At 42.3% G+C, this 20,194-nt stretch carries 20 protein-coding genes and 1 pseudogene; 4 read left to right on the forward strand and 17 right to left on the reverse strand.

What is annotated here, in order from left to right; translation table 11 throughout:
- Nucleotides 1–119: 119 nt before the first annotated feature.
- From hisIE to AC0VYC_RS16140, 8 genes are read right to left on the reverse strand one after another with little or no spacing between them, the layout of a single operon-like run.
- Nucleotides 120–749: a bifunctional phosphoribosyl-AMP cyclohydrolase/phosphoribosyl-ATP diphosphatase HisIE gene (hisIE, locus tag AC0VYC_RS16105; protein WP_041091647.1), complete on the reverse strand. Its 630-nt coding sequence runs from the start codon at nucleotides 747–749 to the stop codon at nucleotides 120–122.
- The gene (hisF, locus tag AC0VYC_RS16110; protein ID WP_475388829.1) at nucleotides 746–1,504 is read right to left on the reverse strand and encodes an imidazole glycerol phosphate synthase subunit HisF; all 759 of its coding nucleotides are present in this window, start codon (nucleotides 1,502–1,504) and stop codon (nucleotides 746–748) included. The genes hisIE and hisF overlap by 4 nt, the downstream gene beginning before the upstream one ends.
- Entirely contained in the window at nucleotides 1,501–2,238 is a 738-nt protein-coding gene (hisA, locus tag AC0VYC_RS16115; protein WP_041091644.1) for a 1-(5-phosphoribosyl)-5-[(5-phosphoribosylamino)methylideneamino]imidazole-4-carboxamide isomerase, read from the reverse strand. Before hisA ends, hisF begins: the two co-directional genes overlap by 4 nt.
- Nucleotides 2,235–2,873 carry an imidazole glycerol phosphate synthase subunit HisH gene (gene hisH / locus AC0VYC_RS16120; RefSeq protein WP_056702871.1) on the reverse strand — a complete coding sequence of 213 codons (639 nt, stop codon included), beginning with the start codon at nucleotides 2,871–2,873 and terminating at the stop codon, nucleotides 2,235–2,237. The genes hisA and hisH overlap by 4 nt, the downstream gene beginning before the upstream one ends.
- Complete coding sequence (gene hisB, locus AC0VYC_RS16125) at nucleotides 2,873–3,457, reverse strand: imidazoleglycerol-phosphate dehydratase HisB (RefSeq protein ID WP_007500075.1); 585 nt, start codon at nucleotides 3,455–3,457, stop codon at nucleotides 2,873–2,875. The genes hisH and hisB overlap by 1 nt, the downstream gene beginning before the upstream one ends.
- A complete protein-coding gene (gene hisD, locus AC0VYC_RS16130) occupies nucleotides 3,454–4,743 on the reverse strand; it encodes a histidinol dehydrogenase (RefSeq protein WP_056702874.1) in 1,290 nt (429 codons plus the stop codon). Before hisD ends, hisB begins: the two co-directional genes overlap by 4 nt.
- On the reverse strand, nucleotides 4,740–5,387 hold the full coding sequence (hisG, locus tag AC0VYC_RS16135) for an ATP phosphoribosyltransferase (protein WP_007500071.1): 648 nt from the start codon (nucleotides 5,385–5,387) through the stop codon (nucleotides 4,740–4,742). Before hisG ends, hisD begins: the two co-directional genes overlap by 4 nt.
- Entirely contained in the window at nucleotides 5,380–6,555 is a 1,176-nt protein-coding gene (locus tag AC0VYC_RS16140) for an ATP phosphoribosyltransferase regulatory subunit (protein WP_017368113.1), read from the reverse strand. The genes hisG and AC0VYC_RS16140 overlap by 8 nt, the downstream gene beginning before the upstream one ends.
- Nucleotides 6,556–6,788: 233 nt before the next feature.
- On the opposite strand from AC0VYC_RS16140, the gene AC0VYC_RS16145 reads away from it, so the two are divergent.
- Entirely contained in the window at nucleotides 6,789–7,580 is a 792-nt protein-coding gene (locus tag AC0VYC_RS16145) for a C39 family peptidase (protein WP_046344544.1), read from the forward strand.
- A 77-nt stretch (nucleotides 7,581–7,657) separates the two neighbouring features.
- Here the strand turns inward: AC0VYC_RS16145 and AC0VYC_RS16150 are convergent.
- The 8 genes and pseudogenes from AC0VYC_RS16150 to hprK form a co-directional block, all read right to left on the reverse strand.
- Nucleotides 7,658–8,289 (reverse strand): annotated as a pseudogene (locus AC0VYC_RS16150) (DsbA family protein).
- Nucleotides 8,290–8,345: 56 nt separating this feature from the next.
- Nucleotides 8,346–8,987, reverse strand: a complete 642-nt coding sequence (locus AC0VYC_RS16155; protein WP_035389623.1) for an NAD(P)-dependent oxidoreductase — start codon at nucleotides 8,985–8,987, stop codon at nucleotides 8,346–8,348.
- An 87-nt stretch (nucleotides 8,988–9,074) separates the two neighbouring features.
- Complete coding sequence (locus AC0VYC_RS16160; protein WP_024719891.1) at nucleotides 9,075–9,503, reverse strand: Rrf2 family transcriptional regulator; 429 nt, start codon at nucleotides 9,501–9,503, stop codon at nucleotides 9,075–9,077.
- A gap of 69 nt (nucleotides 9,504–9,572) precedes the next feature.
- Nucleotides 9,573–10,091 (reverse strand): acyltransferase, encoded by a 519-nt coding sequence (locus AC0VYC_RS16165; protein WP_035701530.1) that lies wholly within the window; start codon nucleotides 10,089–10,091, stop codon nucleotides 9,573–9,575.
- Nucleotide 10,092: 1 nt separating this feature from the next.
- Nucleotides 10,093–10,743: a pyrophosphatase PpaX gene (gene ppaX, locus AC0VYC_RS16170; protein ID WP_017357895.1), complete on the reverse strand. Its 651-nt coding sequence runs from the start codon at nucleotides 10,741–10,743 to the stop codon at nucleotides 10,093–10,095.
- Nucleotides 10,740–11,684, reverse strand: coding sequence for a nucleoside recognition domain-containing protein (locus tag AC0VYC_RS16175; protein ID WP_056702882.1), 945 nt, complete (start codon nucleotides 11,682–11,684; stop codon nucleotides 10,740–10,742). Before AC0VYC_RS16175 ends, ppaX begins: the two co-directional genes overlap by 4 nt.
- 18 nt (nucleotides 11,685–11,702) lie before the next feature.
- Nucleotides 11,703–12,527 (reverse strand): prolipoprotein diacylglyceryl transferase, encoded by an 825-nt coding sequence (lgt, locus tag AC0VYC_RS16180; RefSeq protein WP_073412807.1) that lies wholly within the window; start codon nucleotides 12,525–12,527, stop codon nucleotides 11,703–11,705.
- Between the two features lie 11 nt (nucleotides 12,528–12,538).
- On the reverse strand, nucleotides 12,539–13,471 hold the full coding sequence (gene hprK, locus AC0VYC_RS16185) for an HPr(Ser) kinase/phosphatase (RefSeq protein ID WP_003212943.1): 933 nt from the start codon (nucleotides 13,469–13,471) through the stop codon (nucleotides 12,539–12,541).
- Nucleotides 13,472–13,647: 176 nt separating this feature from the next.
- On the opposite strand from hprK, the gene nagA reads away from it, so the two are divergent.
- The 3 genes from nagA to AC0VYC_RS16200 are packed head-to-tail and all read left to right on the forward strand — an operon-like array spanning nucleotide 13,648 to nucleotide 16,307.
- Nucleotides 13,648–14,838 carry an N-acetylglucosamine-6-phosphate deacetylase gene (nagA, locus tag AC0VYC_RS16190; RefSeq protein ID WP_047945642.1) on the forward strand — a complete coding sequence of 397 codons (1,191 nt, stop codon included), beginning with the start codon at nucleotides 13,648–13,650 and terminating at the stop codon, nucleotides 14,836–14,838.
- A complete protein-coding gene (nagB, locus tag AC0VYC_RS16195) occupies nucleotides 14,838–15,563 on the forward strand; it encodes a glucosamine-6-phosphate deaminase (protein WP_058336964.1) in 726 nt (241 codons plus the stop codon). Before nagA ends, nagB begins: the two co-directional genes overlap by 1 nt.
- Nucleotides 15,564–15,581: 18 nt before the next feature.
- On the forward strand, nucleotides 15,582–16,307 hold the full coding sequence (locus tag AC0VYC_RS16200) for a GntR family transcriptional regulator (RefSeq protein WP_138279047.1): 726 nt from the start codon (nucleotides 15,582–15,584) through the stop codon (nucleotides 16,305–16,307).
- A gap of 26 nt (nucleotides 16,308–16,333) precedes the next feature.
- Here AC0VYC_RS16200 and AC0VYC_RS16205 read toward each other — a convergent pair whose 3' ends face one another.
- Nucleotides 16,334–20,188, reverse strand: a complete 3,855-nt coding sequence (locus AC0VYC_RS16205) for a lamin tail domain-containing metallophosphoesterase family protein (protein ID WP_475388835.1) — start codon at nucleotides 20,186–20,188, stop codon at nucleotides 16,334–16,336.
- Between the last annotated feature and the right edge of the window lie 6 nt (nucleotides 20,189–20,194).

Genomic DNA, 20,194 nt, shown 5'->3' on the forward strand with positions numbered 1-20,194 from the left:
ATTTCGAACAGTGTACCGTGTGTAGTATAACATACTTCATGAGTCGTCACATAGAACAAAAGGAAAGGAAGGATTTGTTTTTCATTTAAAAGCAAAAAGCCGGGGATACCCCCAGCTTTTCATTCCCCTTGATGGCGCTTTTTCAATACCTTTAATACATCATCAAGAGGCAGCTGCTGTTCACGTAATAACACAAGAAGGTGATACAGGAGATCTGCTGTTTCCCATTTCAATTCTTCTTGATCACGGTTCTTCGCCGCAATGATCACTTCAGAAGCTTCTTCCCCTACCTTTTTCAGGATTTTGTCGACTCCTTTTTCAAATAGATAGGTCGTATAAGCTCCTTCTGGCATTTCCATCTGCCGTTTCGAAATGACCTGTTCCAGTTCATTTAAAATGGCAAAGCGGTCTTGTTCTCCCCTTGGCTGTTTCACGCCATCTTCTGAAAAACAGCTATAGCTGCCTGTATGGCAGGCTGGGCCGCTTGGTGTCACTAGAACAAGCAGGGCATCTTGATCACAGTCATAGCGAATAGATGTAACACGCTGGGTGTGTCCAGATGTAGCTCCTTTGTGCCAAAGCTCATTTCTCGATCTGCTAAAAAACCATGTTTCCCCTGTCTCTAATGTTTTTTCATAGGATTCTTGATTCATATACGCCAAAGTAAGAACTTCCTTGCTTTGAGCATCCTGTACAATGGCAGGAATGAGACCTGCATCATTAAAGATTAATTCGTTTGCCTGTTTCATCTTACCTTCACCCCGTGTTCTCTCAAATATGTCTTCACCTCTTGAATAGAGGTTTCTTTATAATGGAAAATAGAGGCTGCGAGTGCGGCATCAGCTTCACCTTTTGTAAAAGCCTCCAGCATATGCTGCGCATTGCCAGCACCTCCTGAAGCAATAACTGGCACTGTGACTGCTTCTGATACAAGCCTCGTCAAACAATGCTCAAATCCCGTTTTCTCACCATCGGCATCCATGCTAGTCAGCAAGATCTCGCCTGCTCCTCTTCGCACGGCTTCTTTCGCCCAGTCACTCACTTCTAAATCCGTTTGACGGCGTCCTCCGTGCGTATAGACCATGTATGCTTGTTTCTCTTCATCGTATTTCGCGTCAATCGCAACAACTATACACTGTGAACCAAAAAAGTCGGCTCCTTCTGTTATTAGCTCCGGTCTTAAAACAGCCGCTGTGTTCACAGACACCTTGTCTGCCCCCGCTCTTAATATACGCTTCATATCATCAAGATGGTTAATCCCGCCGCCCACCGTGAACGGGATAGCGAGAGTGGATGCCACTTGTTTGACCACATCCACCATTGTTTTTCGGCCTTCATGAGAGGCAGATATATCAAGAAAGACGAGTTCATCCGCACCTTCCTCGTCATAGATCTGCGCTAATTCGACCGGATCACCAGCATCCTTCAACCCTAGAAATTGGATCCCTTTGACCACACGCCCTTCCTTTACATCAAGACATGGAATGATTCGTTTTGTCATCATATGCTGTCAAGCCCTTCAAACGCTTCTGCTAAAGTAAATTGCTTTGTGTACAGCGCCTTGCCAATGATTGCACCAGACACACCTGTCTGCTTTTGTGCTGACAGCTTTTGCAGATCACCTACTGCACTGACACCACCTGAGGCAATGACTTGTTTGCCAGTTGCTTCTGCTAATCGAACCGTACTTTCCACATTTGGACCAGACAGCATGCCATCCATTTGAATATCAGTGAAAATAAAGACCTCTGCGCCTTCCTTTGCCAGTTCCTTACCGAGTTCCTCCGCCTTCACTTCCGACGTTTCAAGCCAGCCTTCAGTCGATACAAAACCGTTTCGTGCATCAATGCCAATGGCAATTTTCTCTCCATATTGCGCCAGCATTTTTTTCACAAAAACCGGGTTTGACACCGCTGAACTGCCAAGAATGACTCTCGATACGCCATTGTTTAAATAAAATGCAACATCTTCTTCTGTACGAATGCCGCCGCCAATTTGGACATTCACATCTAATGAGGAAGCAATCGCCAGCACATGCTCGTGATTCACGCGTTTCCCTGCTTTTGCGCCATCTAAATCAACAAGATGTATCCATTTCGCTCCTTCATTTGCAAACCGTCTCGCCATGTCTAACGGTGAATCTCCATAAATGGTTTCTTGGTCATAGTCTCCTTGCACAAGTCGTACACATTTGCCATTTCTCATATCAATTGCTGGATATAATGTAAAATCACTCATTTGCTCACCCTCTGTTCGTTTGCTAATTGAATAAAATGTTTCAGCAGTGCCATTCCTGTTGTACTGCTTTTTTCAGGGTGAAACTGCGTTCCAAACACATTCCCCTTCCCAACAACGGCAGGTACTTGAACGCCATAGGGCGCACTTGCCAATAGATCTTCTGGATTCATGCCGCTCACATAATAAGAGTGAACAAAGTATGCAAATCCTTCCGGCACACCGTCAAATAATGGTGACGGCTGATGAAATGTGAGCTCATTCCAGCCCATATGAGGCACCTTCAGCCTTTGTCCATCCTGATCACGATCCTTCAAAAGAACGACACGTCCTTTTAAAAGGCCTAATCCTTTTGTTTTTCCTGCTTCTTCACTTTCTTCAAACAACAGCTGCATGCCTAGGCAAATGCCAAATAACAGCTTTCCTTCCTGCACGACTTGGTGGATAAACGCCTCAAGTCCTGTCTGTCTTAACAGCTGCATCGCATCACGAAACGAACCGACGCCTGGCAAAATGTACGCATCTGCCTTTTTCAGCTCCTCTACTTCAGAAGACACGATATAAGACGCTCCTGCTCGTTCCAGTGCTTTTGATACGCTAAACAAATTTCCCATTCCATAGTCAATGACGCCAATCATTAGAGCATCCCCTTTGTCGATGGAATCCCTTTAACACGCGGATCAATGGTTGTTGCTTCATCTAAGGCGCGTGCCATCGCTTTAAAAATGGCTTCAATCATATGGTGGGTATTGGTTCCATAGTGAACGATCACATGAAGATTGATTCGTGCTTCAAGGGCAAATTTCCAAAGAAACTCATGAACCAGCTCCGTATCAAAGGTGCCGACCTTCTGACTCGGGAAATCAGCTCTCATTTCCAAATGAGGACGATTGCTTAAATCAACGACGACTTGGGCAAGTGTTTCATCCATTGGAACAAAACTAGAGCCGTAGCGCTTAATTCCTTTTTTATCCCCGAGCGCTTCTTTAAACATCTGTCCAAGCACGATGCCAATATCTTCTGTTGTGTGGTGATCATCGACATCTGTGTCTCCTTTTGCATCTACAGATAAGTTAAAGTGCCCATGCTTTGTGAATAAGTCGAGCATATGCGTCATAAAAGGGACATCTGTTTGAATATCTGCTTTTCCTTCACCATCAATCTCTAGCGCTAACGAAATGTTCGTTTCATTTGTCTGTCTCGCTGTTTCCGCCTGTCTCATTTTGATTCCTCCCGCTTTCTCGCTTCAATCGATCTTGCATGTGCTTCAAGCCCTTCTAATCTTGCAAAAGCTGCAATGCTTTCGCTATGTGTTTCAAAAGCTTCTTTGCTATATGAAATGATGCTTGTTTTCTTTTGGAAATCCGTGACGCCAAGCGGACTGGAGAATCTTGCAGTCCCGTTTGTTGGCAGCACATGGTTCGGTCCTGCGAAGTAATCCCCTACCGGCTCTGGGCTGTAACGCCCTAAGAAAATTGCTCCAGCATGCTTGATTTGACCAAGTAGTGATGCTGGATACGCCGTCAGCACTTCTAAATGCTCTGGGGCTAACTGGTTCACGATATCAACTGCACGATCCAAGGATTCTGTCACGTAAATATGGCCATGGTCTTGAATGGATTGTGCTGCGATTGATTTCCTTGGCAAAGTATCCAGCTGCGCTTGCACCTCTGCTTGCACTGCTTCAGCCAATCCTTTAGATGGTGTCACCAAAATACTAGATGCCAATGCATCATGCTCTGCCTGTGAAAGCAAATCAGCTGCCACCTCATGTGCAGTTGCCGTTTCATCTGCTAAGACAGCAATTTCACTTGGGCCCGCAATCATATCAATGTCTACTTGACCAAATACTTCCCGTTTGGCAAGTGCTACATAAATGTTTCCTGGACCGGTGATTTTATCAACAGGCTGGATACTGTCCGTTCCATATGCAAGAGCAGCTATCGCCTGAGCACCACCCATTTTGTACATTTCTGAAATGCCCAGCTCCTTCGCTGCTACTAGTACAGCGTCAGACAGACGACCGTCTTTTCCTGGCGGTGTCACAAGGACAATTCGCTCAACGCCGGCAACAAGTGCCGGGATGACATTCATTAAAACAGATGATGGATAGGCGGCCGTTCCGCCTGGGACATATACACCGACCGCATCGAGCGGTGTTACTTTCTGACCTAGCATTGAGCCGTCCTTTTGGTGATAAAACCAAGAGGAGGTCAGCTGACGCTCGTGGTATGTTCGAATATTCCGGATCGCCGTTTGGATGATTTGGATCATCTCCGGGTCCAAACGTTCGTAGGCTTTTGTCTTTTCATCCTCCGTCACAAGTGGCTGTTCAATAGAGACACCGTCAAATTGCTTCGTGAAAGACCGTACCGCTTCGTCACCATTTTTTCTCACTTCTTCGATTATTCGCTGAACAGCCAATCGCTGCTCTTCCGTTCCTGTATCTAGAGAACGCTTGAGTGAGAGAGTGTCTGTCTCACCTTCTTGTATGTAGGTGATGTTCATGATGTTTCCTCCCCTTCTCCTTCGATGATTCTTGCCAGACGCTGCGCCATTTCATCGATTACCGCATCCTTCATTCGATAGCTCACAGGATTGACAATAAAACGTGACGTAATGTCACAAATATGTTCCGTTTCGACAAGCCCATTTTCCTTAAGTGTTTGACCGGTGGAGACAATGTCAACAATTCGATCGGCAAGTCCGATGAGCGGTGCTAATTCAATGGAACCATTTAGCTTAATGATCTCCACCTGCTCACCTTGTTCTCTAAAATAAGAAGAAGCGACATTTGGGTACTTTGTAGCCACACGCGGCGCGACACCGCCCCAGCTGGCTCCCGGCAACCCCGCTACAGCTAAATGACACTTGCTAATGTTTAAATCGAGCACTTCGTACACATCCCGTGCTTCTTCAAGCATGACGTCTTTCCCTGCAATGCCCACATCTGCTACACCGTGCTCTACATATGTCGTCACATCCATTGGCTTCGCTAAAATAAAGCGAAGATTTTCTTCCGGTACATCAATGATTAATTTTCTTGAATCCTCGAATTCCTCCGGCAGCTGATATCCAGCCTGTCTTAATAGCCCTGCTGCTTCTTCAAATATCCGCCCCTTTGGCATTGCCATTGTCAACACTTTACCCATTTTGCTCTTCCTTTCTAGCGCCGATAAAATAAGTCACTTGCTCAAATGCCTTGGTCATGGCATCAATATTTTCAATACCCGCTAAGTCTTGGAGAACAATCCTTTTGCCCTTTGTCCGCTCTTTTTCTGCAAAATCAAATGCTTCAAGCCGCTGTTCTTTACTAAAAATCACAGCCTCTTGGGGCTCATTTATTTCTTTTGCGTCGAGTGCCTCAAGAAGACGGTCTAATCGAAGTCCAAAGCCTGTAGCGGGTGCGGGTGCATCAAAGTGAGCAAGCAATTGATCATATCTTCCTCCACTTCCGATCACAGACCCAACATGATCCGCAAATACTTCAAACAAAATCCCCGTATAGTAGCTCATATGACTAACCATGCTTAAATCCAAACGGATATATTCTGTACAGCCGTAATCTTCAAGTGTCTCCCACAGCGCCTTTAACTCCGCAAGTACTTCTTTGCCCTCTTGTGACACCACAATTTCTTCAGCCTGCTGGGTCACTTCTTGACCGCCGCGCAGCTCTAAAAGCTGAAGCAGCCTTGTTTTATCGATGGATGAGAGCGGCAATTGTTTAACATGCTGCCTATATCCCACATAATTCTTTTCATATAAAAATCGGCGCAATACGTTCGCCCGCTCTGTATTCCCTAATACATCTAAAAACAAGGTCTCAGCCAAAGCCACATGCCCGATCGCAATTTTGAAGGATTGAAGTCCAGCATTTTTTAATGCAAACACGACAAGCGCTATGACTTCAGCATCTGCACTAATCGACCCATCACCGATCAATTCAATACCGACCTGCTCAAATTCAGAAGGTCTTCCGCCTTCTCTTTCCTGTGCCCGAAACACGTTGGCTGCATAACCGACTCGAAGCGGATACGCCTGTTCGTGAAGCTTTGAAGCCGCCACTCTCGCAATTGGTCCCGTCATATCAGGTCTAAGCACAAGGGTTTGACCATTTTGATCAAGAAGCTTAAACAGCTGCGTATCTGTAATCGCCGATTGAACACCGACTGTATCGTAAAATTCAAGCGTTGGCGTTTCCATTAAACGATAACCCCAACCATTCATGACCTCTGTTAAAGAATGCCTAACTCTTTTCTTCGTCTCATACAATCCTGGTAATGAATCTCGCATACCATATGGTTTTTCAAACATGAACATGTTCTTCCGCACCTCCAACACATTAAAACAAAAAATTCCGAATCCTTTAGTTCGCTAATATGATAATATGCTAACAAAATAAAGTAATTAAATCAATCATTTTTATTTTCCCCTTTTTTTCCTTAATCATTTGTTCATATATTACATTAAAATGACACCTAATCCTTTTTGATCTCTTTGCTTTAGGAACATGCTATAATACTTAAAAATATTGAATAACACAGGAGATTACAGTGAAATTCATCCAGACATTAATCTTAACTTTGTTGTGCGCATGTCTTGTTTATTTCGGCTTTATTTACGTTTCACAATTCGACCAAGTCAAGAAAACAACGTCACCACAAGAAGCCAAAGAAAAAGAAAATGATACCGCACTAGCAGCAGAAGAAACACGTTCTACGAAAAAAACAGAAACAACACATTCTAGTTTAAAAGGAAATAAAAAAGCCATGGACGTCATCCTCTTTAATCAAATGGATGCACCAAAGCTTTATAACGGATGCGAAGTCACGAGCTTAGCCATGCTTCTTCATTACAGCGGCTATGAGCATATAACGAAAAACGCATTGGCAAACGAGATTAAGCGTGTCCCGCTCAATTATGAGAATGGCTTAAAAGGAGACCCTCATGACGGGTTTGTAGGCGATATGGAGAATGGACCAGGTCTTGGTGTGTACCACGAACCCATTTATCAGCTTGCGAAAAAATATGTAGGTAATCAAGCCGTTGACTTAACCGGCAAGCCAGTCAAAAAGGCCATCTATCAATCACTTGAAAAAGGTTATCCTGTCTGGGTCATTACCACTTCGACCTTCGCCAAAACAGATAACATTGAAACATGGAATACACCAAATGGGAAAATAGATATCAGCTTTAATATGCACAGCGTGGTCATCACAGGCTATGACAAAGATCATGTCTACTTAAATAACCCTTACGGAGAAAAGAATCAAAAAGTAGATCGTGAACAGTTTGAGGATTCTTGGAAACAGATGGGCAGCCAGGCGATTATCATTAAAGCATAAACCACTTCTCCCATTGAGAGAATTTACACATGCATCAAAAACATCCTCCATACGAATGGAGGATGTTTTTGAATGATTTATTTTTTTAGTATTTCCTTCAGACGGTCTTCAAGCTTTTCAGCCGTCATCGCACCCCCGCCAAGGCTGATGTATTCATCCCCTTTTTTTAGTAAAAGTGTAGGATAGCCATTCACGTTCAATTGCTGAACCTTTGCAAAATCGGCATACGCATCATTGATCGTTTCTGTCTCCTTCATTCGTTCAACCAATACATCAGGGTCAAGTTGGTGTTTCATAGCGATATCTCTATAAGTTTCTTCATCACTTAGGCTTTTTCCGTCTTGATAAAAGGCCTTTTGCATAGATGAAGCCAAATACAATGCACGCTCTGGTGCGATGGATCTAATGCAGAAAATCCAATTGCAGCAGCCTCAGAGTCTAAAATGAATGTTCCGTTTTCTAGCAACTCTTCGTAACGGTCTCCAAATTCGACACCTGTCAGCTGACTGATACGCTCATTTGCTTCTGAAATGTGTGGATAATTCTTTATCGGTAGACGACGCTCTCCTACAAATAAACCGCCCGATACAAGTGTCAGTGGTATCTCAGGGTGATTTTCGTGTAAAGCACGGATGCTGTTGGAAAATCCATAACACCAGCCACAATACGCATCCCATACATAGATGAAAGATTTTTCTTGATCATTCATAAGACAGACTCCTCACTCATCGTTTTTTAGCGACAATGAAACGCATGTTATTCTACTTATTCTGCTTCAGAAACCACAGTAAATCGTTCTCCAACATGAGCAGCTTGTTCTATCTCATCGACAAGTGCAACGGCGTAGTCAGCATAACTCACATAGCTGTCACCCTTTGAATTGACGATAAGATGGTCTTTGCCTTTCACATAAGCACCTGTCCGTTTGCCTGCTGGATTAAAGAAGGCTGCTGGACTTAAAAATGTCCATTTTAATCCTTCGGTCTTTTGAAGATCTTTTAAGTTTTCTCCTTGGTGTGAAGCAGTAGCAAAGTATTCCTTTGGAAACTCCGGTGTGTCCATCAGTCTAGTTGTTTTGGCCTCATCTACAAATAAACTTCCAGCACCTCCCACAACGATTAAACGCGTTTCTGGTGTCTCTTTCAAGAGATGAATGAGTTTTTTCCCTGCTTCTACATGAAGGTGCTCTTGTCCTGCTGGTGCACCAAATGCGTTTACGATCACATCAAAACCTTTGACGTCTCCTGCCTCTAAGTGAAAAACATCCTTTTCTAAAACAGCTGCTGATGAATTGGTCACTTTTTGTGCATCTCGAACGATTGCCGTTACTTCGTGCCCTCTCGATTGAGCTTCTTTTAAAATGTGTTGTCCTGCTTTACCTGTTGCGCCAATGATTCCAATGTTCATGTAAATTCCTCCTACAATATATTGTTATTTTGATCACTTAAGATGTAACCACGATAGTTACAACAGAGGTAAAAAAAATTGAATAGATCATCCAATTTTTTTGATTAAAACCTGCGTTAGTTCACTTAATTTGATCTCAGCAAGCACTTGCTCCATCGCACTTTGAGCACGGCACAAAATTAATTCTAATACAGCTTGAATATTTGCACCGATCGGACAGTCAGGGTTAGGGCTTTCATGAATTTGAAACAACTCTCCCTCATCCACAACTTCAACCGCTTTATACACATCGAGCAGTGTCATGTCATCTTCACTGCGATTCAATTGAGAACCGCCTTTGCCAAGACTCGTTGAGATTAGGCCTGCTTTTTTGAGCTTACTCATGATACGGCGAATCACCACTGGATTTGTATTGACACTTCCTGCGATATCCTCCGATGTCTGTAAAGAACCTTTTTCAAGTGATAGCAAGGCCAGAATATGGACAGCGACAGTAAATCTGCTGCTGATTTTCATGTTTTCTCACCTCTGTTGTAATCATTATAGTTACACCAAGTTAGAATGTCAACAAAAAAGTCTGCCGAGCTACTCAGCAGACGAAGATTGACGTGCTTCCATTTCCTCTTTCGTATAAATCATCCGCATTGGATTTCCTCCAACAAAGGAGCCTGCCGGAACATCTTTGTTCACAAGAGTTCCCGCCGATACAATCGCACCATCACCAATTGTCACTCCAGGTAGAATCGTTGAATTTGCCCCAATTAACACTTCATCACCAATATAGACTTCCCCAAGCCTATACTCTTTAATCAAATACTCATGGGACAGAATGGTTGTGTTATAACCAATCACACTATTTCGGCCGACAGTGATTTTCTCAGGAAACATGAGATCGACCATCACCATTAAAGCAAACGCCGTATCCTCCCCGACTTTCATCCGAAGGAAGGTGCGATAAATCCAATTTTTCATTCCCATAAAAGGCGTATAACGCGCCAGTTGAATAAAGATAAAGTTTTTCACAACCTTGAGAAAGGGGACCGTTCGATAGACTTGTCTAAGCGAATTGACCCCTTTGACAGGATAACGATCTGTTTTTCTCAACTTAATCAGCTCCAACAATCGCCAAGAGATCACTCATTTTCTGCAGCATATAATCTGGGCGATGCTTTAACAGGGCTTCTTCTCCCTTAATAGACCAAGCAACACCTGCTGTTTTCGTCCCTGCCGCTTGACCAGATAAAATGTCGTGATAGTTATCGCCAACCATGATCGCCTCATGCGGATCACTGCCGAGCTTGGATAATGCCAGCTGGACTGGTTCTGGATGCGGCTTTTCATTTTGTACATCATCAAGTGTGACAATGACCTCAAAAAATGGCTCCAATCCAGTCAGCTTTAATCCCATTAAGACCGTATCACGGATTTTTGTTGTCACAATACCAAGCTTAAACCCTCGATCTTGGAGGATTTTCAACGTGTCTAACACCGTCTCGTACTCCGTCACAAGCAGGTCATGCTGTTCATGATTAAACGTTCGATACATCTGAATCATGTCATCTGTCAGATTCGGATCCATTGCAGAGAATGTATCAAATAATGATGGACCAATGAAATGAAGGATATCCTCACGGCTGTATTGACCAGGGTAATAATGATCAAGCGTATGCTGAAATGAAGCAATAATTAATTCATTTGTATTAATTAATGTGCCATCTAAATCAAATAGCACTGTGTTAATAGTTGATTGGTTCATATAGCTTCCTTTCTAACAGCTGCATGTTCCCGCCTCCGCCAAATATAGCTGATGGCAGCTGTCAATAAAATAGCAGAAATAAGGCGAATAAGAAGAAGCGGCCAGACTGGAATACCTAAAGGAATGAAAATGAGTGTATCTTCGACCACCGCATGACACGCCACAAGGAAAATGAAAGCAAGCGTTAAATCCTTTTTGCTGACACCGTCCTCTTCCACTGCTTTCATCATGACGCCTGCCCCGTAGGCAAGACCAATGGTCAAACCAGCCACCATCGTCATAGACGTATTTTCTTTCATTCCAAGCATTCTCGTAAAAGGAGACAGCCACTTAGACAGCGTATGGAGCCACCCTAAGTCTCTCATGAATTGAATAATGATCATGAGAGGAATGACAATACAAGCCAGCTGCAGCACACCAAGAACAGCTTTCTGTAAAGCAAGAAGTACGATCATATACCAGCTAGAAGGCACATCAGCCGACTGAGCAGCTGTCAGCAAACCATATTGCGCCGGCTCCTCGCCTCCCTGCCAAACGAGGTGAATGACAATTGCTGACACGACGGCAAGACTGATTCTGACTAGCAAAATGACAGACACCCGCAGCCCAACCTTCGCCGCCACTGTTGATTCGATGATCAAGTTGTGACAAAAAGAGAGCATGACCGCTAAAATGAACACTTCCTTCACAGGCAGCTCTAATGTCAAGATGGCTGCAATACCCGCATACAAGTTCAGCATATTTCCTAAAACAAGCGGAATGGCCGCTTCCCCTGAAAGACCAAACAGACCCATAAATGGACGGATGAATTGTATCATCCAATCCATCACAGGTGTATGCTGCAAGATACTAACGAGAATGGTAACCGGAAAAATGACTTTTCCAAGTGTCCAAGTTGTCGATAACCCTGCTTTCAAGCCGTTTTTCCATGTCTCCCCCATCTCTTATCCCCCTTGCTCTTAATTTGATGAGTTGTTCTCTTTATACGGTATAGATGCATATCCCTTGATTCTTCTAAACACAATCAGCAAAACAGCCACTGCAAATATGGCAATTGAAATCATCTGTGCAATTCGAAGGTGCTCAGTCAGCATTAAGCTGTCTGTTCTCATTCCTTCAATGAAGAAACGACCGATTGAATACCAGATTAAATAAGACAAGAACATTTCGCCTCGACGCAATGATGTTCTACGTAATAAGATTAATATCAAAACGCCTGCGATATTCCATAATGATTCATATAAGAACGTAGGGTGATAGTAGGTCCCGTCAATGTACATCTGATTAATAATAAACTCAGGCAGGTGCAAATTTTCTAAAAAGGCTCTTGAAACAGCCTCACCATGCGCTTCCTGATTAATAAAGTTCCCCCAGCGCCCGATGGCTTGCCCTAGTAAAATACTAGGCGCTGCGACATCGGCGATTTTCCAAAAGGACACCTTTCTCACTTTAGTAAAGACAATCGCTGTCAGCACGGCCCCTATCAGTCCACCATGTATGGCAATTCCGCCATTCCAAATCTTGATGATTTCATTTGGGTGCTGCTGATAATAATCCCATTCAAAGGATACATAATAAATTCGTGCACAAATAATGGCGATAGGAATGGCAAATAAGATGAGATCAATAAACATATCTTTATTGATGCCTCTTTTTTCACACTCCCTTAATGCGAGCCAGAGTCCAAGCAGGGCTCCGACCCCAATAATCACACCATACCAATGAACCGAAATAGGTCCGAGCTGAAAAGCAATCGGATTAATTGGTTGAATTGCTTCATTCATATAGACAGCTCCTATTCATCCTGGCCATTGTCTTCAATGACATCGGCAAGTTTACTTGTAAATTGTTCCGCTGCATTATGTCCCATTCGTTTCAATCTGAAGTTCATTGCAGCTACCTCGATGATGACCGCTAAATTTCGTCCCGGACGTACAGGGATGGTCAGCTTTGGTACATCTGTATCGATGATCCGCATTTTTTCTTCTTCAAGTCCTAAACGGTCATACTGTTTGCCTTGTTCCCAAAGCTCAAGGTTCATAACAATCGTAATTCTCTTATAGCTTCTGACAGCGCCCGCTCCAAATAAGGTCATCACATTAATAATGCCTAATCCACGGATTTCTAGAAGGTGCTCAATCAGCTCTGGTGCGCTTCCAACTAACGTATCCTGATCCTCTTGCCTAATTTCCACGCAATCGTCTGCAACCAGCCTGTGTCCTCTCTTCACTAATTCTAAAGCCGTTTCACTTTTACCTACGCCACTTTTTCCAATTAACAGCACACCTACACCATATACATCTACGAGTACGCCATGAATCGCAGTCGTTGGTGCAAGCTTGCTTTCTAAGAAGTTCGTTAATCGACTCGAAAGTCTTGTCGTTTTTAAGCTTGAGCGTAAAACCGGCACTCCATTTTCGTTTGATGCTTCGATCAATTCCTTTGGTACTTCACGATCTCGTGACAAAATGATGGCAGGTGTAATATCTGTACAAAGAGACATCATTCTCTGCTTTCGTTCGCGTTCTGGGAGCTGTTCAAAAAAAGAAAGCTCTGTCTTCCCTAAAAGTTGAACTCTTTCTTTTGGGTAATATGTAAAATATCCAGCCATTTCAATACCTGGTCTGGAAAGATCACTGATTGTAATGGGACGATTAATCCCTTCTTCCCCACTTACCAGTTCAAGATGAAATTGTTCCATTATGTCCTTCGTACGAACTTTCGGCACGCTTCTTCCTCCTTTTATCGCAGGCGTTTCAGAAATACAGCTCTATTTTATCACTTTCAATGATGAACCCAAAATAGTATTTTATCCTGATCCTGTTTCATCACATTTACTGGTATAGACAACTATACTTAAAAAAGGTAAACTGAATCTAACGACGAGAATAAGGGGGCACAATCATGAGCAGTTCTTTATTGCTCTCCAATATTCATATTGTGACAAAGACAGAAATCATTGAAAACGGTTTTGTCGGTTTACGCGATGGCAAGATCGACTATATTTCAACATCACCGCCGACAGGAAATTATGAAAAAGTATATATTTCCCGGGAAAACTTTTATTTACTCCCCGGAATGATTGATATTCACATCCATGGGGGATATGGTGCAGATATGATGGATGCGACACCAGAAGCCATGAATACACTTGCTGATCACTTACCCGCAGAAGGAACGACAAGCTTTTTAGCAACAACCATTACACAAAATCATCAAGAGATTGAGCAAGCACTTAAAAATGTCGCACAGTGGAGACCCTATAATGAAAAGCAGGCTGGAAGTCAGTCACAATGTTTAGGCATTCATCTAGAAGGTCCTTTTATTTCTAAAGATAAAGCTGGAGCGCAGCCTGCTCAATGGATTACACAGGCTAACCTTCCTCTTTTTGAGAAATGGCTGAGTGCATCAGATCAGCTGATTCGAATTGTCACTTTTGCACCTGAGGAAGATACTGATTTTGCATTTCTTTCCCTGCTAAAAGAAAAAAATATCATTCCTTCTATTGGACATACAAATGCTCCTCATGACATGATTGAACTAGCAGCAAAGCACGGCGCGCGTCATGTCACGCATCTTTATAATGCGATGAGTTCATTTCAGCATCGTGAGCCAAATGTTGCAGGGGCTGCGCTTACAAACGAAAAGCTTTTGACTGAGCTGATTACAGATGGCATTCATTCACATCCTCTTTCCGTAAAGCTTGCGTATTTGGCAAAGAGAAGTGAACGTTTGATCATGATTACAGACTCAATGCGTGCAAAAGGACTTGGAGAGGGAACCTACGAATTTGGCGGTCAGACTGTGACAGTCAGCGGTGAAAAAGCATTGCTGGCAGATGGAACACTTGCAGGATCGATTTTACAAATGAAAGATGGGGTCAAACGTATGAGACAGATCACACAATGTGGATGGACAGAAATTGCTCAAATGACCTCAACAAATGCAGCCACTCAGCTCGGGATCGATCATCAGCTCGGTTCGATCGAAGTTGGAAAACTGGCAGATTTGGTCATTTGGGATGAATCTGGCGAACTCATGATGACGATCTGCCATGGACAAATCGTTTATGAAAAAAAGGAGGCCACACACTGATGAACATCATCGAATTTGCAGATAAAGATCAATTAGGAAAAGCAGCAGCTGCTTTCATTGCACGTACCATTAAATCAAAAACAGATGCGGTTCTCGGTCTGGCAACTGGCGGTACACCAATTGACACTTATAAAGAGTTAATTCAGTTGCATCAAACAGAACAATTGTCTTTCAAACAAGCAAGAACAGTGAATCTGGATGAGTACGTGGGAATTGATCAAAATCATGAAAATAGTTATATGACTTACATGAAGCGTCATTTATTTGACCATATTGATCTCCCATCAGATCAATATTTCCTCCCCAATGGTGCTGCTTCTCACTTGGAAGAAGAGTGCTTAAGGTATGATCAGCTCATTGAAGATTTAGGGGGCATTGATCTTCAGCTACTTGGTATCGGACAAAATGGACATATCGGGTTTAATGAACCTGGTACTCCCTTTGACTCAAAGACGCATGTCGTCCAATTAGATGAACACACTCGCCAAGCCAATGCCAGGTACTTTTCTTCTATAGATGAGGTACCTACACATGCCATTACAATGGGAATTGCAAGCATTCTTTCAAGTAAAAAAATTCTCCTTCTCGCATCAGGAAAATCAAAAGCGGACGTGATACAATATTTAGAACGAACAGAGATTCACCCAGACTTCCCTGCATCTGCTCTGAAACTTCATGAAGATGTGACGATTTTTATTGATCGAGAAGCTGGTTCACTACGCTAAACACGAGAGGATTTTCACATGTTTATTGATAAGCAGTCACCTATCCCAATGTACCATCAGATTATGGAGAACTTGAAAAAGCAGATTGAGGATGGAACGTTAGCACCTGATACACTCATTCCTTCTGAAAGAGAATATGCCGAACGCTTTGGTATTAGCCGAATGACTGTCAGACAAGCCTTATCGAACCTTGTGAACGAAGGATATTTATACCGGCAAAAAGGAAAAGGAACATTTGTTAGCCGAAAGAAATTTGAACAACCGCTTCAAGGCTTAACAAGCTTTACAGAAGATATGCGTCAACGTGGGCTCAAAGCTTCAAGTCAGTTGATTGATTTCAAAAAAGTCGCATGCCCAGAGCACTTGCTGCAATCATTACAGCTGTCGAACAGTGAAGATGTCTATGAATTAAAACGAATCCGCCTTGCAAACGATGAACCAATGGCTATTGAAACGAGTTATATTCCTGAAAAATTTGCTGGCGAGCTCACAAAGGACCATTTAGCTGGATCTTTATATGAATATATAGAAGCGAACACAGGTCTAACCATTGCCCATGCCAAGCAGGAGCTTGAAGCCAATGTTGCTTCAAAGGAAGAAGCTAACGTGCTGTCTATTTCATTAGGGGACCCTGTTCTCTCCATTGCAAGAACAACTTATTTTCAAAATGACCTTCCATTCGAGTATGTCATGTCCGTTTATAGAGGGGATCGATACAAGCTCACTCACACAATGGAAAGATAAAACTGTGCTCCTGAAAGCACAGTTTTTTATTTCCTAAGAAATGTTGATTGATCATCATTTTTTGTATGAATTTTCCATATAGGCGAAATCGCTTTCCCTTCGAAACGGTCTTTTGCGACAGTGTACCAATAATATTCTTGATTTGGCTTTAACCCTTTCCATTCAAAGGTTGCTTTTTTACCACTTTTCACACCTTTGACTTCTCCAAGAAGAACGTTTGTGTAGACATTCAATTCAAAATAATTGGTTTTAACGGATTTCATTTTTGGTGTTAAATCGACATCAATTGAAAATTCATCTTGATCTCCATACGTTTTTGGATCATAAAAATGTTCTTGATTCAAGTAGGGTGAGTATGTGGTGAAATGAAGCTTATTTTTTTCTTGATCCGCAGTGATCAGCCGCATAAAACCTTGACCGCCTTCAGGACCTGACTGGTAATCTGCAAGGATTTGATATACTTTTCTGTCCACTTTTCCATCATGATCATCGTCAATCTCATCTACTTTTCGACTGGCTCCGTGGTAGTGGCCACTAAATACTGCGACAATATTCGGGTGACGCTTTACCACTTGATGGAAGATCAAATCTCCAATTGGGCTTCGATTGCCGCTCACTAACAAATACTCATGGAAATTTAAAATGACAATGCGATCTGGATGTTCAGAAATGACTCGATTTAACCAGTCAATCTCATTTTGCTTGATCCCCCAGCCCATATACACCATCATATAATCATTGCCACCAGCAGAGATAAGATCATAATGACCTCGATTGTTTTGATAAGATTCACCGTAATATGGCTTGTCTTCAAAGCGTTTCGCTCCAAAGTATCTCCCATATTCCCTATAATGGCCGTCTTTGTGTCTGACATCATGATTACCAGCTAATACACCGTAAGGAATCTGATGCTGATCTAACACACGCATAAATGTATCGGCACGATTCCATTGCTTATCCTTTGAATCATCCACAATATCACCTGTATGGAACACATATTGAATATTCAATGGGTCCCTTTGATCTCTGATCCACTCGACCATTTTTTTGAAGATATGAGGATAACTTCTGGCATAATATTGAGTATCAGACATCCACACCATCTTATAAGGCTTTAACGTCTTACTGATCTCATCTTGTACAAGCAAATCAAACGTTTGATTTTTCATATACTGTCTGACTGACAGCAGCCCTTTTAGGTAAAATTCCTTTTCATCCTTCGCAAAGTGATGAGTGATTTTATCCCACTTTTCTTGCTGATGATTCCAAGCGTACATCGTTACCTTTCTCCCTGATAATGAGCTTCCTTTCCATACAGCCTCGACAACATCCTTTTCACGTACATCGTGATGAACCTTGATTTGAAAGCGATGATAAGGAAAATGCTGTAGATCTTTCGTTTCCACTGATTTACCATCAGCAAATGCAATGCGATTTCTTTCTCGATCAGAAAAAATCATTTCCCCTGTTTCATTTAAATGTTTTGGCGGCTCTGTTTCCGCTGCATATTTGAAAATCTTCATGGACGGATGCAGCGATGTATATTGATAGGCACGGTAAAAGGAGTAATCTAACTGATCATTAGTAGGATCATTGGTTAGCACTGTTTGCTTAGATGATTCCTTTTTTGTCCTATCTGACACTCTCTCTGGCGTTTCAGGGTGTTCATGTACCGTCTTAAAAACCTTTTTCAAAGTTGATTTGTTTCCAGCGGCATCTTTTGCTTTTATCTTCAATGTGTGTTCTCCAGGTTCTAATTCGCTAGAGGACGTTTGATAAGGCAAAGAGATCGGTTTTCCATCTAAATATGCCTTCATCTCCGCTATGTCACTCCAACGATCCGTCACCTTTGCCTTTAACGTAAAGACGCCTTTATATTGGTCATTTGCCTGTATATTACTCTTGATTTTCGGACCCGTGTTATCGACTTTCACACGTACAGATTGAGATTCGTCTGCGGTTTTAGCCTGAACAACATGTACTCCTTCTTTCAGCCTTCTTGTATCCCACTGAATATAGCTTGAAGCATATGCCTGCTTCGGGATTTGAAACTGAAATGCTCTTACCTTCTTAGCGCTGCCACCGTCGCCCATTTTCCATTCCTCATGCTGGCTCGCATTTAGAGGCAGAATTTGAGTTCCATTCGATAAAATCATCTGGACATTTTTCAATTCAAAATCATCGTGATTTTCTCCAGGAAATCGGTCAAACGGCGATGACTTCGTCCCAGCATGGAATGATATCGTTTGTGGACCTGCCTTTTCTAAGTGTTTTTCTGGTATTGGTATCGTATAGGTGCGATACACTTTTGTCGAATCATCAAAAATGGAAAGTAAGTGCTTACCTATAGACACACCATTCTTAAAATATAAATTTGTCCCTTTGACATCAAATGCAAGATATGGATCTGCTTCAAGTGCAGGAAATACTTGTCGAATTGGTTTTCCATCTATCATTAATTTTATGCTTTTTTTCTGATCTGCTGTTGCTTTTAAGTGAAATACGCCTGAAACCGTATCTCCTTCTTCTACATTCAATCGAAGGCCGTGAGCTTTGCTTACTTGTTCCACATCAATTGTTTTTTTCATTGTCATTGCATGATTTTCGCCGTCAGACGCTTCAATCTGATATTCCAATCGATCTTTACCAATGAGCTCAGGTGAATAAATAATATAGTGAAACAGCCGATCATTATGATCCTTTTGAAGCAGCACCTCTTTAAAATCTTCATGACGATTGGTTCGATATCGCAATTTGACCGTTTTGACGGACTGATCATCCTGCACATCTGCCCTCATTTCAATGCCTTCAGTTGGTTTTATCGGTTGATTGTCTGTCATATCTTCGATCACAGGTTTATGAACATCTTGTGATATTTCTTTTTTTTCAGTTGGAATTTGTGCTTTTAACACTTTTCCGGGTGTTGGCTCTTCCTCCACTTTCGAGATCAGCTTCATTTGTGTCGTACCATCCATTGGATACTTGAACAGTAACGATCTGTGCTCGCTAAACAATGAAGGCTTTAAACGATAGGATGCCGACGATACCTCTTCTCCTATATTTGTTGTGATAGAAACAAGGCGGGATTTAGAATTGGACAATCCTTTACTCTCAATGACCGATAGATGCTCGCCCTCTTTTAAATGACTTTTGTACATCGCATTAAAGTCCGCTACCGTTAAATGCTCCTGCCCTTTTTTTCTAAGCCAAAATACATACGGTTTTCCAGGAGAAATGGTGATAGAACTTGTGTGGAATGAATATATATCATCCATCTCCACGCCTTGCGCTGGATTGCGATAGCGAAGCTGGTAATGTCGAAGTGAAATGGGTGCATGAGTTGTGTTATACACCTCAATGAATTCAAAAGCATCCTTGCCTTTGCGGTTTTTTGAATTCACGACGATTTCTGTCATCAATAGCTCAGGAATTTGTGAGAGATCCTCTTCAAATCCGTTTAAGTGAACTGCTTGTTCGGTTGTTTTGATGACAGACTTCTGCGTCAGGAATTCTGTATAGTAATGAACTGTTGGATTCCACAATTGATCTGTCGGGATTTTCGCTGTGAATTCTGGTTTCATCCCCGGCAATCGTTCCATTGGGATCAATCGATATCCTAGCTCATCACTCTGTTTATAGTACAAGTTTGCAGACAAAATTTGCTCTGACTGACTAATAGATGCCCTAAATTGAAGATCACGTTTTTTTCCTTGAACCGGACGGACATCTACTTGAAATTGATCAAAGATAAAAGGTGAAAAGGGCTTATTTCGTATGTTCACTTGTGTTTGTGTCAAAGATCCTGCTGAAGCAGGCTGACTGAAACAAAAAAGAATGCTCAAAAAAAGGAAAAGAATGATTTGTCTGCTCACATTCACCATCGTGCA

This window comes from Bacillus sp. iso_77 (genome assembly GCF_056173625.1).